General features: G+C 54.8%; 17 protein-coding genes. 16 read left to right on the plus strand and 1 reads right to left on the minus strand.

Annotated elements, in window-relative coordinates; translation table 11 throughout:
- The first annotated feature begins 3 nt into the window (after positions 1-3).
- From coaBC to GD606_RS13145, 5 genes are all read left to right on the plus strand, one after another.
- Positions 4-1227, plus strand: coding sequence for a bifunctional phosphopantothenoylcysteine decarboxylase/phosphopantothenate--cysteine ligase CoaBC (coaBC, locus tag GD606_RS13125; protein WP_163301610.1), 1224 nt, complete (start codon positions 4-6; stop codon positions 1225-1227).
- A complete protein-coding gene (locus tag GD606_RS13130) occupies positions 1209-1763 on the plus strand; it encodes a hypothetical protein (protein ID WP_163301609.1) in 555 nt (184 codons plus the stop codon). The genes coaBC and GD606_RS13130 overlap by 19 nt, the downstream gene beginning before the upstream one ends.
- A 42-nt stretch (positions 1764-1805) precedes the next feature.
- Complete coding sequence (locus GD606_RS13135; RefSeq protein ID WP_163301608.1) at positions 1806-2813, plus strand: NAD-dependent epimerase; 1008 nt, start codon at positions 1806-1808, stop codon at positions 2811-2813.
- Positions 2814-2895: 82 nt separating this feature from the next.
- Positions 2896-3186: a GAK system XXXCH domain-containing protein gene (locus GD606_RS13140; RefSeq protein WP_163301607.1), complete on the plus strand. Its 291-nt coding sequence runs from the start codon at positions 2896-2898 to the stop codon at positions 3184-3186.
- A gap of 125 nt (positions 3187-3311) precedes the next feature.
- Positions 3312-4127: a ParA family protein gene (locus GD606_RS13145; protein WP_163301606.1), complete on the plus strand. Its 816-nt coding sequence runs from the start codon at positions 3312-3314 to the stop codon at positions 4125-4127.
- Positions 4128-4129: 2 nt separating this feature from the next.
- On the opposite strand, the gene GD606_RS13150 is transcribed toward GD606_RS13145, so the two are convergent.
- On the minus strand, positions 4130-4549 hold the full coding sequence (locus GD606_RS13150) for a hypothetical protein (protein ID WP_163301605.1): 420 nt from the start codon (positions 4547-4549) through the stop codon (positions 4130-4132).
- A 171-nt stretch (positions 4550-4720) separates the two neighbouring features.
- Between GD606_RS13150 and GD606_RS13155 the strand changes: the two genes are divergently transcribed.
- The 11 genes from GD606_RS13155 to GD606_RS13205 all read left to right on the plus strand — a co-directional run bounded on the left by GD606_RS13155 (position 4721) and on the right by GD606_RS13205 (position 13917).
- Positions 4721-5674 carry a ParB/RepB/Spo0J family partition protein gene (locus GD606_RS13155; RefSeq protein WP_163301604.1) on the plus strand — a complete coding sequence of 318 codons (954 nt, stop codon included), beginning with the start codon at positions 4721-4723 and terminating at the stop codon, positions 5672-5674.
- Positions 5675-5679: 5 nt separating this feature from the next.
- Positions 5680-6717, plus strand: a complete 1038-nt coding sequence (rfaE1, locus tag GD606_RS13160) for a D-glycero-beta-D-manno-heptose-7-phosphate kinase (RefSeq protein WP_163301603.1) — start codon at positions 5680-5682, stop codon at positions 6715-6717.
- Between the two features lie 70 nt (positions 6718-6787).
- Positions 6788-7120, plus strand: coding sequence for an STAS domain-containing protein (locus tag GD606_RS13165; RefSeq protein WP_163301602.1), 333 nt, complete (start codon positions 6788-6790; stop codon positions 7118-7120).
- Between the two features lie 56 nt (positions 7121-7176).
- Positions 7177-7938 carry an MlaE family ABC transporter permease gene (locus tag GD606_RS13170; RefSeq protein ID WP_246298790.1) on the plus strand — a complete coding sequence of 254 codons (762 nt, stop codon included), beginning with the start codon at positions 7177-7179 and terminating at the stop codon, positions 7936-7938.
- Positions 7939-8152: 214 nt separating this feature from the next.
- Positions 8153-8986 carry an ABC transporter ATP-binding protein gene (locus tag GD606_RS13175; protein WP_163301601.1) on the plus strand — a complete coding sequence of 278 codons (834 nt, stop codon included), beginning with the start codon at positions 8153-8155 and terminating at the stop codon, positions 8984-8986.
- A gap of 21 nt (positions 8987-9007) precedes the next feature.
- A complete protein-coding gene (locus GD606_RS13180) occupies positions 9008-9919 on the plus strand; it encodes an MlaD family protein (protein ID WP_163301600.1) in 912 nt (303 codons plus the stop codon).
- A 2-nt stretch (positions 9920-9921) separates the two neighbouring features.
- Complete coding sequence (locus GD606_RS13185) at positions 9922-10557, plus strand: ABC-type transport auxiliary lipoprotein family protein (protein WP_246299088.1); 636 nt, start codon at positions 9922-9924, stop codon at positions 10555-10557.
- Positions 10554-10958, plus strand: coding sequence for a DnaJ family domain-containing protein (locus GD606_RS13190; protein ID WP_309550341.1), 405 nt, complete (start codon positions 10554-10556; stop codon positions 10956-10958). Before GD606_RS13185 ends, GD606_RS13190 begins: the two co-directional genes overlap by 4 nt.
- A gap of 225 nt (positions 10959-11183) precedes the next feature.
- Positions 11184-12230, plus strand: a complete 1047-nt coding sequence (locus GD606_RS13195) for a 4Fe-4S dicluster domain-containing protein (RefSeq protein ID WP_163301598.1) — start codon at positions 11184-11186, stop codon at positions 12228-12230.
- The gene (locus GD606_RS13200; protein WP_163301597.1) at positions 12220-13053 is read left to right on the plus strand and encodes an FAD/NAD(P)-binding protein; all 834 of its coding nucleotides are present in this window, start codon (positions 12220-12222) and stop codon (positions 13051-13053) included. The genes GD606_RS13195 and GD606_RS13200 overlap by 11 nt, the downstream gene beginning before the upstream one ends.
- A 75-nt stretch (positions 13054-13128) precedes the next feature.
- Entirely contained in the window at positions 13129-13917 is a 789-nt protein-coding gene (locus tag GD606_RS13205; RefSeq protein WP_163301596.1) for an NADH-quinone oxidoreductase subunit B family protein, read from the plus strand.
- Positions 13918-13968: the final 51 nt, after the last annotated feature.

Below are 13968 nucleotides of genomic sequence, written 5' to 3' on the forward strand. Positions count from 1 at the left end.
TATATGCAATCACATTTCGAGTTCAATTTTTTTTCTGATAAAGCGATTCATTTTGGTGTCACTGGAAGTATTTCTGCTTTTAAAATATATTCGATTGTCCGTTTGCTGCTAAAATTAGGGATTAATATTAGTTGTACATTGACAAAATCCGCTCAACAGTTTGTAACACCACTTTCATTTCAAGCCCTTGGTGTTGATCCTGTTTATTCCGATATGTTCAAACCACAAGGCAACCATTTTTCCCATTTAGCGCCATCTCGAACTGCGCAATGCCAGATTATAGCTCCCGCAACAGCTAATTTTATAGCAAAAATGGCTCATGGCATAGCTGATGATATGCTATCTTGTCAAACTCTTGCGTTTCCTCATCAGCAAATACTTGCACCAGCCATGAATTCTCTTATGTGGTTATCAATTCCGGTTCAAAATAATATTCAAATTTTGAAATCTCGCAACGTCAATATACTAACACCTAGAGAAGGATTACTTGCTTGCGGTGACGCTGGTCTAGGGAAGCTTGCTGATGAAAATGATATATTTTTATCAATTTTAAAAGCGCTGAGTCCTCAAGATTTGACAGGGAAAAAGGTACTAGTTTGTTTCGGTCCAACCCATGAATATTTTGATGTCGCACGTTATTGGTCAAATCCATCAACAGGCCTTATGGGCGCCTGCCTGGCCATAGCCGCATGGCTGCGCGGCGCTGAGGTGCATGTTGTTCATGGACCATGTTCCTTTTATTTCCCTCAAAGCATTATAATTACATCTATCACTTCAGCCAAACAAATGTATGAAGCGATGATCACAAAATATCAAGCGTTTGATATAATTTGTATGGCAGCCGCTGTTGCTGATTTTTCTCCTATCCCTTTTGCACTGAGTGATGAAAAATTTAAGCGTGACATTACCGGGTTATCTGTTCCTAATATTGAATTTACTGCAAATCCAGATATTTTGGCTAAACTCGGTACTCTCAAAACCGCTAATCAAAAATTAATAGGGTTTTGCGCTGAAACAAGGGATCTTGAACTTCATGCTAAAGAAAAGCTTGTACGGAAAAATTGTGATTTGATGGTGGCGAATTATATTGGTCATTGTGATTCAGGTTTTAATTCTTCTACTAATGACGTTGCAGTTATTGATAAATATGGTCGTTATGAAAAATGGCCTGTTCTTCCAAAAACTGAAGTTGCTTGGAGGATTTTAGATTGGACGACTCACGTCTAAACATCTCCGAGTTTCTGCGTGCCTGGCATTTTGCAGGCGTACGTCATTTTTTTATCGATAAAACAGATGATTCAATCCTTCTGAACCAGCATCGTCCAACCCAGTGGAAATCGCCCTGGTGTATTTATTTTGAGAAAGTCCCTGCCTCAGCATTTCTTTTTTTTACATATTATGATTTAGGGAAAGATCTTGCTGGTCATGGTGACTCTGAAAGAAGAAATTTTTTACGCCGCTTTATTCCTTTTTTTCAACTCCCAAAAGGTTCGATTGCATTTTGGCCACTGGCTATTTATGTGAATTCGACCTATCAAGAACAGATTCAGGATTTTTTGAAAACGATCACATATTTTTCGCCGTCTCTTATTGTTTGTTTTGGTAATGATTGTGAACTAGCTATAAATAAAGCCTCTTCAGTAGAACAAGTAAAACATTTAAATTTTTTTTATTACCATCATTTTGAACAATTATTTAATTCCTCTGATAATGATCTTTCCCTTCTTGCCAAGCAGATTCTTTCCCAAGTTCCAAATAGGTAGCTTTGACTTTTTTTATCTAACCCTTAATAATGGTGCATGATTATGAACATTCTTGTTACTGGTGCTGCTGGATTTATTGGTTATCATCTTTGTCGTCGTTTTTTGAAAATGGGGCATTCCGTTGTTGGATTAGATAATCTCAATGCATATTATTCTGTACATATTAAGCAAGATCGATTGTCTCAACTCCACGAATATGAGCATTTTCAATTTGCAAAAATTGATCTTGCTGACAAAAAAGCAGTATTCAAGCTTTTTCAAGAACATGATTTCAGTCATGTCGTCAATCTTGCTGCTCAAGCTGGCGTTCGATATAGCATTGAAAATCCTGGAGCGTATGTAGAGACCAATCTTGTTGGATTTTCTCATATTTTGGAAGGTTGTCGCCATGGAGGAGTACGTCATTTAGTTTTCGCCTCTTCCAGTTCTGTCTATGGACTGAACACCAACATGCCTTTTTCTGTTCATAATAATGTTGACCACCCTATCAGTCTGTATGCTGCCACAAAAAAATCAAATGAACTCATGGCCCATACGTATAGCTATCTATACGGTCTCCCCTGCACTGGTTTACGGTTCTTTACAGTCTATGGCCCGTGGGGAAGACCTGATATGGCATTGTTTCTATTTACAAAAGCCATTTTGGAGGGAAAACCCATCTCTGTCTTTAACCACGGAAAGATGAGAAGGGATTTTACATACATAGACGATATTATTGAAGGAGTAACACGCATTACCGGCAGAACCCCGACGGCAAATCCTCATTGGGATTCAAATGCTCCTGATCCATCATCAAGTGTCGCTCCATATAAAATTTATAACATTGGCAACAATAATACGGTTGAGCTTGGCCGTTTTATAGAAGTTATTGAGGATCAACTTGGAAAAAAGGCTGAAAAACAATATTTACCGCTTCAGCCAGGTGATGTTCCGATGACTTTCGCTGATGTCGATGATTTAATCGCGGATGTGGGTTTTAAGCCATCCACGCCGATTGAAGTTGGAATTGCGAAGTTCATTGAGTGGTATCGTGACTATTTCCACGTTTAAGTTGACATGGCGCGCAGATAGTCCATAAAGAAATTTCCACATTAACCTTTCAGCATTGCTCCACAGGAGATGGGGACGGTCCATGGATCTCTTGACGATAAAGCATGAGATGGCGGTGGTTTTTGAACAGATCACAGCTCGAACTGACGAAGGTCTCTTGCCCGATGAAGCAGCTGTGGACAAGTTCTTTCGACTTTGTCAACGAATGCACCAAATTGCCGATGATGCCTGGATCGGCGAAGCTGAGGACTTTTCGCATTTATCCCATCAGTTACTTAACGCCGTTAAAAAAAGTGATGTGGAAAACAGCGTCATGCTTGTGGAATCGCTCCAAGATGCGCAGGTTTATTGTCACCGTTCCTTTCGTGACTAGAGGTCATGTTTCACGTGAAACATGACCTCACATGGTCTGAAGGGGTAAGACGGTTGGTCTGCAAAGTCCGATGAGTATGGTGGAAACAAGGTTGTGTTTCGGTGATCAAACGCCAGGAGCAGATTATGGCTAGAGTCGTCGTGGTTGCCAATCAGAAGGGTGGGGTGGGGAAGACAACCACTTCTGTGAATCTAGCCGCGTCTCTTGCGGTCATGGAAAAAAAAACGCTTCTCGTCGATTGTGACCCTCAGGCGAATGCTTCCAGTGGATTGGGGATCTATTCAGAGAAAACAGCGGAGAATTTGTATACGGTCTTGTACGAGCCGATGCGGGCTCGTCAGGCGGTCCTGGAGACGAGTTTCCCCTTTTTGTCGTTGATGTCCTCGAGCACGGATCTCGTGGCGGCCGAGATTGAGTTGGTTGGCAAATCAAGCCGGGAATTTTTCCTGCGGGCGGTGGTTCAGGAATTGGTTGCCGACTATGAATATATTATTCTGGACTGCCCGCCCTCGCTGGGTTTGGTTACGTTGAACGCACTCTGTGCTGCTACGGAACTCTTGGTCCCTTTGCAGTGCGAATATTATGCCCTGGAGGGTGTGGCGCAGCTTTTACGGACCTACGAGCTAGTTCACAAACGCTTCAATAAAAATCTGACCTTGCTTGGCGTGCTGCTCACCATGTACGATGGTCGCAACAAGCTGAATCGGCATGTAAAAAGGGAAATCTGGAAATGTTTCCCGAAATTGGTTTTTGACACGCTGGTGCCGCGCAATGTCAGACTTTCTGAGGCGCCAAGCTTTGGGAAGCCTGTCCTTGCCCACGATATCAAGTCGCGCGGTTCAGAGGCGTATCTTTCCCTGGCCCAAGAAGTTGTACGTCGTGATCCGAGTCATCCGGCTGCAAGGGGAAGGGGGGTTTGCGCGCGAGATGCCGGGATGTGAAATTAGGGTTTATCCACATAGGGCCGACATTCCATGCTCACATGTTTTTTGAAGTGCCGTTTCATGATCCGGGATTTGCAATGGAGGCACTGAAAGGATGCAAGGCCGCCTAAGTTTGCGGCGGTCAGCCAAAATTTGCGGGGCGCATCGGCCCGCCAGTCATCTGTTGAGGCGCCGCAGTGTTCACAGGCAAGATCGTACGCGGGCGGATAGGTAAAATCCCAATACTCAAGCAACGCTTCCCAGTCTTTCAGGGGTTCGCGAGGCAGCTGGGTGATGATCGGTTCGGGATTTGCCGCCCTATTCAGAATCGGTAACAACTCGTTTTTGCAGGTTTCCCAGAGTTCAGACCCGATAAAGACTCCGACCGTACGGCCGGAGTCGTCGTGGAGCGAAAGAAATTCTTTGGGCGACGCGAACATGAAGTACTCCTTGAAGTCGTTGGATGGAAGGGTTTCACCTTCAGGCGATGCGTTAGGGTTGTCTTTCCTGCGCACCTGAGGGTAAGGTTTCAGGCAAGACTGTCAAGCTTTTTGGATCGTGCCGTTTAAAGTGTCGCCAAATGCGGCGAGGCGGGCGGCAAGGGAGTCAATATGGCGCAATCGGCTCGTGGTTTGGGAAGAGGGCTAGAGGCTCTTTTGGGCGGCATGGGTGATGCCAAAACGGCAAGCGAAGTCATGGAGATCCCGGTGGGAAGGATTCGCCCGAATCCGGAGCAACCTCGCCGGGACTTTTCCGACGAGGCCATGGCGGACCTGACTCGTTCCATCAAGGAGCAGGGTGTGTTGCAGCCGGTGATGGTCCGGCCCATCAACGATGGGACGCACGACTATGAAATCGTGGCCGGGGAGCGGCGTTGGCGGGCATGTACGGCTGCGGGGCTTGAGGTGATTCCGGCCTTGGTTCGTGAAGTGGATGACGAACAAAGCCTTGCCCTGGCGCTCATTGAAAATTTACAGCGGGAAGACCTCAATCCCATGGAAGAGGCTGCCGGTTTTGCCTTGCTTATGAGCCGTTTCGGCGTCACCCAGGAAGAGCTGGCGGAACGCGTGGGGAAAAGCCGATCGGCCGTGGCCAACACCCTGCGGTTGATGCAGCTTGCCGAACCCATCCGGGCGGATCTGGCCGCGGGGCGCATCTTCGCCGGGCACGCCCGGGCGCTTCTTTCGCTAACGGAGGAAGAACTTCGTAATGCCCTGTGGGTGCGGATTCTTGAGCTTGGCATGTCCGTACGTCAGGCCGAAGATATGGCGTCCTACGCCAAAACCCACGGCATACTGCCTGATTTGGCCAATCCGCTGGAGAGTTTAACGGTGGAGTCCGCTGCTGGAGCAGGGGGGGAGAAGAAAGAGAAATCCAAGGCGGAGCGCCGCGCCGCGACCCCTCTGGATCGGGAACTTCATGACCTGCAGCGGGATCTGGAATCCTTGTATGGCGCCAAGGTGCAGATTTCCGGCACCCCCAGTAGGGGACGCATCACCTTTCATTTCGCCTCGGAAGACGCCCGGAAAGAAATCGTCACGCGTCTTGGTCTCACAAACGGATAGCCGTCATGCTCAAAACGTCCCGCATGGAACTGATCGCCAAGGCGCTTCCCGGATTTACCGGGAAACGTATTCTTGTTTTGGGCGATCTCATGCTGGATCATTATCTCATGGGGGATGTGGAGCGCATCTCGCCAGAGGGGCCTGTACCGGTGGTCCGGGTGCGAAGCGAGGCGCACACCCTGGGTGGGGCGGGAAATGTGGTCAAGAACCTTGCCGCCCTGGGCGCCAGCCCGACGCTTCTTTCCGTGTGCGGGGAAGACGATCCTGGCAAGGCTGTCTTGCAGATTGCGGAACGGGAAGGCCTCGAATCGGTCATTGTTCCTGACGGGTCGCGACCGACCACCATCAAAACCCGGATTATTGCGCAGAACCAGCAGGTGGTCCGGGTGGACCGGGAAAGCGATGAGCCGGTCTCCAGCCGGGTCCGGGACGCGGTCATTCAGGCCCTGATCCGTCTCCTGCCAGGCCATGCCTGTGTGATCGTCTCGGATTACGCCAAAGGGCTGGTCTCACGCCCGATCATCCAGGCACTTCTGGAGGCGGCGGCCAGACTGACGCCGAAACCGCTTGTGCTGGTGGACCCCAAGGTGCCCAACAGGGACATCTATCAGGGGGTGGACCTGCTGACTCCCAACGCCAGAGAGGCCGGGGAGATGGCGGGTTGGCGGTTGACCGGCCGGACGGAGATCATCCGGGCCGGGCTCGCCATCTTCAAGAAAATCCGTTGCAAGTCGTTGGTGGTCACCCTGGGCCCCGAGGGGATCGCGCTTTTTTCCGGCCCGGGAAATGTGCGTCATATCCCGACTATGGCTCGTAAGGTTTTTGATGTGACCGGTGCGGGCGATACGGTCATCGCCGCTTTGGCCGTCGGGCTCAGTGTTGGTCTTGATTTGCTTGACGCCTGTATATTGGCGAATTATTGCGCAGGGATAGTAGTGGGACAGGTGGGGAGCGCCACGGTAAGCCAAAAAGAAATTCTGGCCGGTCTTGGCGGGCAAGGGGAACCCCTGGTTGAAAGCTGGCTTCAGGCCGAGTCAACGTAAAGTCTGCAATTTAAGTAAATAACTTAAATATTTAACTATCCTGGCCTGTGGAAACGAAAGGCGGAAAACGATGTCTGATGGGAAACAAAGCCGTGGAGAGAGCGAGACCTGGACCTGGGAGGGCGATCCACGTACGAATACGGTCAGCATAGGCGGCGAGGTGGATTTTACGGTCAGCCCTGCCGTCCGTGACCGATTCGTGACCTTTATCGAGCAGACCCGGGGGGACATGTTTTTGGATCTCGGGAATCTGTCCTATGTTGACAGTTCCGGGTTGGCGGCTTTGATTGAAGGTCGCAAGCTGCTCAAGGCCAAGGGACGAAAAATAACGATTACTGCCATATCGCACCAGGTGCGTAAGCTTTTTGAATTAACGCAGATCGGAGAGCTTTTCGGATTATAGTTTGTGACCGACATGCGGTGGCCCGTTGTTCCGGGTCGCCTGGAGGGAGGCCGCTGGTGCGAGAGGTCTTGGGCGTCTTTTTCGAGGTGGTCAACGGCCTTGTTCGATGCCTATGGCTTTCATTGACGCGGCGCTACCACTCCAAACCCTACCAGCGGGAACGCACCTGGGACCATCTCTCCTGGGTCGGGGCCGATTCCCTTCCCATCGTCAGCATCATCTCCGGGTGTACGGGCATCATCTTGGCGTTGCAAGCGGCCATGCAGTTGGAGAAGGTCGGCGCGTTGAGCTATGTAGCTAATTTAGTGGGTTTTTCCCTGGTAACAGAGCTCGGCCCGCTTTTAACCTCCCTCATCCTGGCGGGAAGGGCCGGGGCGGCCTTCACCGCCGAAATCGCAACCATGAAGATTTCCGAGGAGATTGATGCCTTAAGCGTTATGGGCATCGATCCGATTCGTTTTTTGATCTGGCCGAAATGTATCGCCATGCTGATCATGGCCCCGCTTTTGGCGCTCTGGGCCGACTTCGTAGGCATCATGGCCGGCGGCATTTTTTCCGCTACCGCCCTGGGATTGAGCGGCAAGGTCTATTTTGAGCAGACCGCCACCTTTTTGCGGGTCAGCGATGTCATGTCGGGACTGGTCAAGAGCGCGGCCTTCGGCATGGCCATCACCCTCATCAGTTGCGCCCAGGGGTTGATGGCCCGGGAAGGGGCGGCGGATGTGGGCAGAAGAACCACCATGGCCGTGGTGCAGTCGATTTTTATCATGATCCTGCTGGATCTTTTTTTTACGGCATTGAATTATATCCTGCGGTAAACGCCTGCGCATCCAAACGGATGCCACGCGGGGACACCGTGTCGGCTGGGAGCACTCCGGGAATAAGCGGCGAGAACGCGTTTTTTTGGCGGAATGACGCGGTGTGGCTGGGATTGCGCCGCATGGCCGCAGGCTGGGAGGACGCTGCATCATTGCCCTCAGAGTGCCAGGGGTTGCGCCCGAAGAGTTTCAAAAGCCAGGGTGGGGAGTTGGAATGCGCAAGCAAGGCAGGCTCAACGCACCGGAGATCGTTCTCGAAAACGTCAGTGTCGGCTATGGCGACCGCATCGTTTTGGAGAACATCACCACGGTGCTCCCGGCTGGGAAGATCAGCGTCATCCTGGGCGGGTCGGGGTGCGGCAAGTCCACGCTTTTGCGAAACATCCTGGGGTTGGTCAGTCTGAAGACCGGGCGCATCCGGTTGGGCGACTCGGATCTGTATACCATGAGCCCCCTGGAGGCCATGGCCATGCGTCGTCGACTGGGGGTGCTTTTCCAGGACGGGGCGCTTTTGGGCTCCATGCCCCTGGGGCAGAACGTGGCCTTGCCGCTTCGCGAACATACCAGCCTGGATGAGGGAATGATCGAGGAAGTGGTGCGCATGAAGCTCAAGCTGGTGGGCCTTGAACCCTTTGTGCAGTATTTCCCCCGCCAGTTGTCCGGGGGAATGCGCAAACGGGCGGGACTAGCCCGGGCCATGGCCCTCGATCCGGCCATCCTTTTGTGCGACGAGCCTACGTCGGGTCTTGATCCCATCACCTCTGCCGACCTGGACCAGCTCATTTTGGAGCTCAAGGCGACCTTTCCCATGACCATCGTGGTGGTCACCCACGATCTGGAGAGTCTTTTCACCATCGCGGATTACGTGGTGGTCTTGGACAAGGGCAGGATGTTATTCCAGGGGAGCCTTGCGGAGTTGAAAAAAAACACGGATCCTTTCATCGTCAGGTTCCTTGGCCGCATGCCCACGCGGGAAAGCCGGGTCATCACGGCCGAAAAGGCCTTCCATGCGCAGTGCGGCCCTGACGCCGCCGAAAAAACCCTATGAAAACCGGCAAGGGGAGTGGCTATGCTCGATGAACGCGGAAAAAAGAAAGAATACGTCAAGGCCTCGCTGACATTGGCGCTGGGGCTTGGCATCCTGTCCGTGTTCATGGTGATCCTCGGCGGGCATTGGTTTTGGGAAAACCTGGTGACCTATCATGTCCGGTTCGCCACGGTGAAGGATCTGGTGTCGGGGCGGCCGGTCAAATACGGCGGCATGGACATCGGGCGCATTCAAAAGATCGAGCTCGATCCGGACGATCCGCGTCTGATCCGGGTGACGCTTGGGGTGAAGGCGGACTTTCCCCTGTATCAGGGCACCCAGGCCAGGATCGCCCAGAAGGGGTTGGTTGGCGACTATTACGTCTTTTTGGATCTGCAAGGGGAACCGGGGCCGCGTATTGAACCGGGAAGCGAGATCCCCGCCGCCCGGACCATGGATATGCAGGAGTTGGCGGCTGTGGCCGGGGATATGCTGCAAAGCGTCAAGCCAAAGATTGATGAGATTGCGGATAACATCGAGCGGCTTCTTTCGCCGACAAACGTGGAGCTGGTCAGCCGCATGTTGGAGCAGGGGCCGCAACTGCTGGCCGAGACCAAGACGGCTGTGGAGTCGTTTCGCGCGGATTGGGCGCGGTTGGTCGGCAAGGGCGAGTCCGCCGCCACCGCCCTGGGCAAGACGTTGGAGCGGGCCGAAACGGCTGTCGGGGTGGTGGAGAAGGAATTGACCATGACCTTGAATGAAATCCGCACGCATACCCAGACGGCAGGCAAGGTGGCCGAGGATCTGCGGGTGAGCCTGGACTATGATCAGCGCCAGGTGGAGAGCATCCTGGAAAATCTCAATCGCACCAGCCGTGACCTCAAGGATCTGACGGCCCGGGTCAAAGAACGCCCCTGGCAGGTCATCCGGCCGCCAAAGGAGGTTTTGCCGTGAAAATGCTCATCCAGGCGGCGGTGTTGGCAGGGTTGCTGCTCATGACCGGGTGTCTGGGGTCAGCGCCCCCGGTGGAGCACTATCTGCGGGTGGAGGCGGTGACCGCCGGGTGCGACAAGGGGTTGCCGCAGATGAACGTCTCGCCGTCGGCCGTGGTGGCCTTCATGGAACTGACGGCCCTGGACAATCTGGACCGCCCGGCGGTGCTGGTGGCCAATGGCAGCGTGCTGGCCCCGAGTACCCGGTGGTACTGGGAGGGCGCGCCCCAGGATGTGGTGGGGGCGGGGATCATCCGGGCGGTCAATTGCCTGCCCGGGGTGGCAGGGGTGTTGAAATACAGGCCCCGGGTCGAGCATCAGGCCGTTTTGTCGGGCAACGTGACGGCCTTTAACGTCCAGCGGAAAAACGGCTTGCGGTTTGTGGCGGGGGTGCGGCTGGACGTCTGGACCAAGGATGCCAGGCGGCTGGTGGGGTCGCGTGCGTTTGAGGTTGAAACCCCCATTGCCGCTGAAACTCCGGAGGGCATTGCCGATGCCGCGTCCCAGGCGGTCTCCCGCATCGCCGCCGAGGCGGCGGCGTGGTTGTCGGCTGGGATGGGCGGTCCCTTGGCCGAATGTTTCGCGGAGTCGGCGAAGTGAGCTCGCTTATGGCGGTTTTTGCGGTCATTGCTGAGCGGCGCATTGTTGAGGCCATGGACAGGGGGGAGTTCGACAACCTGGAGGGCGCCGGGCAAAAGCTGGTTTTCGAGGACGACTCCATGGTTCCGGAAGATTTGCGCATGGCTTACAAGATCATGAAAAATGCGGGGTATCTGCCACCTGAGATACTTGAGGAAAAAGAGATCCTGTCGGCTGCTGACCTGCTGGCTAACGCCCCGGACGAACACGAGCGTTACCAGCGTATGCGCAAACTGCAATGCGTGGTCATGCGGGTCAACCAGCGGCGCAACCGACCGCTCCATTTGGAAAAAGACGCAAAGTATTATGAAAAAGTCGTGTCACGTGTAAAAATTCATGGCGTGCAAAGCGCACATGAATAAAACTAAAACGCATGGCATGCATTCCATATCTTCAATTCGTATTCGGTACAGGCACCTCATCTGCAAAAAATTTGACGATTAATTCAACGCGTTACGCTTGATACCCTTCGCAAACAGACGTATTGAATCCAGACTGGGTTCGTATCGTGACGCACACAGACAGCGGGTTCCGCTGGCGCACTGCGGACGGAAAATCGTCTTTCCCGTCGGAAAAGCGGAGGTACCATGACGGCCTATACCGTACAGATGGAGCAGCTCCCGGGGCTTTTGGCGGCCTGGAGCACCCAGTGCCAGGTGCATGTCCCCGTGTCCCTGGACAATGGTTTTTACGATTTCGGGCCCTGGAGGCCGGGCACGGAAATCGCCTTCGAATACGACGTGGCCTACAACCCGCTCAAACGGTTCTTCATGCCGCCGCGCGAGGACATGGTCGTCTTCGATCTGGAGACCTATTCGGCCAAGCCCGTGTTCGCCGCGCCAAATATCCTGCTTTTCGGGGTGCATCCCTACGACGTCAAGGCCGTGACCCAGCTCGACCAGCTCATGGAAAGCGGCAGCGTGGACCAGAACTATTTTTCCCGGCGCGACGCCACGGTGATCTTCGCCCTGACCCCCATGGCCGTGTCCGAGACCGCGTTTTGGGCCTCGGTGGGGGCGGACAAGGTGGACCAGGGATACGACCTATACTGGACCAAGATCGGCCCGGGCACGTTCCATGTGGAGATCGGCTCGGGCAAGGGCGAGGAACTGCTGCTGGCCGCCGGTCCCCTGTCCCCGGCCACGGCCGGAAGCCGCGAGGCCGCGCGCAAGGCTCAGGTGCGGGCCAGGAACCTCGGCCTGCGGCGCAAGCTGAACTATGACTGGCACGAGACGCCCCATGTCATGGGCCGGTCCTGGAACGCCTCCCTGTGGCACCGCAAGGCCGAGAAGTGTCTGGGCTGTGGCTCGTGCAACACCGTCTGTCCCACCTGCTACTGTTTCGACATCCGGGAGGAGGTGGACGAGAAGCTCAAAACCGGCCACCGCTTCCGGGAATGGGACGGCTGCATGCTCAATGGTTTCGCCCTGGTGGCGGGCAATCATAACTTTCGCCCCCAGGCCTCGGAACGCTACCGGCATCGGTATATGCGCAAGGGAAAATACATCTTCGATAAAATAGGGGAACTGGGCTGTGTGGGGTGTGGCCGGTGCGTGCGGGCCTGCACCAGCAAGATCGCCGACCCCTGCGAGATCTTCAACACCCTGTGGGAGGAAAGCCGCCATGAAATCTAGGACGTTTTCCCCCTACGTGCCCCGCCCGGCCACGCTGGTGTCCAAATCGCCCCTGTCGGAGTTGGTGACCCTGTATGAATTCGTCTTGGACAACGGCAAGAACCTGGCCCACAAGCCCGGGCAGTTCATCATGGTGTCCATCTTTGGCGTGGGCGAGGCCCCGTTTTCCATCAGTTCCGCGCCGATTAAGGAATCCAACGTCTTTGAGATCGCCGTGCGCAAGATCGGGACCGTGACCAAGGCCCTGTCCGAGCTACCTGTGGGCGCCAAGGCGGGTATTCGCGGCCCGTTCGGCACCAGCTTTCCGGTGCATGAATTCGTGGGCAAGGACACCCTGCTGGTGGCCGGAGGCCTGGGCTACATCCCCATCCGCAGCCTTTTGCACTATCAATTGCGCCACCGCCAGGAATTTGGCCGTATCAGCGTGCTCATCGGCACCCGGTCCCCCAGGGACCGCATCTTCATCGACCAGATCGAGGCCCTGGCCAAGGGCGGGGACGTGGAGGTGCTGGAGACCGTGGACATGCCGGACGCGAACTGGAAGGGCAACGTGGGGGTCATCACCACGCTTTTGCCCAAGGCCGGGGTGGAGCCGCAAAACACCCATGTGGCCATGATCGGCCCGCCGGTCATGTATAAGTTCGTGCTTCGCCAGTGCCGGGAGATGGGCATACCCTCGGAGCGCATCTGGGTGTCCCTGGAGCGGCGCATGAAATGCGGCCTGGGCAAGTGCGGCCACTGCCAGATCAACAGCTTAAACGCCTGCATGGACGGCCCTGTGTTCCGCTATACGGATATCGAAAGCCTGGAAGAGGCCATCTGACGGCCTGGGGAAGGGGCGGTTCGGCCGCCCGTGGATCAGCACGACCGACCATGAAGCTGTAAAAGAAGGCCTGCCATGGAAACCGAACCGGTTACGCTTACGTCCAACGAGACGTGTCTTTTGTCCGCCAAGCCGCGCATCGCCTTTTTCGATTTTGCGGGCTGCGAGGGCGATCAGCTCCAGATCGCCAACCTTGAGGAAAAGTTGCTGGACATCCTGGCCCATGTGGAGGTGGTCAGCTTCCGCGAAATCAAGACCGGACACGGCGACGACTACGACATCGCCTTTGTGGAGGGGTCCATCACCCGTCCCGAGGACGAGGAACGCATAAAAGAAATCCGGTCCAAGGCCAAGGTGCTGGTGGCCCTGGGGGCTTGTGCGGCCATCGGCGGCATCAACTGCCTGAAAAATTTCATGGGCGAGGGGTTTTACCGCGACGTAGTCTACGGGCCCCAGGCCGGATGGTACCGGACCTACGCGGCCAGGCCCCTGTCCGCCGTGGTGACTGTGGACGCCGAGATACCGGGTTGCCCCATCGACCGGCTGGAGTTCGCCAGGGTGGTCAAGGAACTGCTGCTCGGCCGCACGCCCTGGCTGCCGGACTATCCGGTCTGCGTGGAATGCAAGATGGCCGGGAACGTCTGCCGTTTCGACATGGGCAAGATGTGTCTGGGCATCATCACCCGGGCCGGGTGCGGGGCCTGCTGCGTTACCGAGGGGGCCCATTGCTGGGGCTGCCGGGGGCTTTTCCCCACGGCCAATCTGGACGCGGCCCGGCAGGTCATGGACCGGGCCGGGTTCGACCGGCGTCAGGTGCAGGATCTCATGCGTTTTTTTCTGGGCGACACCCGGGCCGGGTTATAACCCGTCCGGCGAGGGCGCCGCGCGACTTTGCAAACCGATTTTCCACCGCGA

Origin of the sequence: Desulfolutivibrio sulfodismutans DSM 3696, from assembly GCF_013376455.1 — a bacterium.
GTDB classification, from domain to species: Bacteria; Desulfobacterota; Desulfovibrionia; order Desulfovibrionales; family Desulfovibrionaceae; genus Desulfolutivibrio; species Desulfolutivibrio sulfodismutans.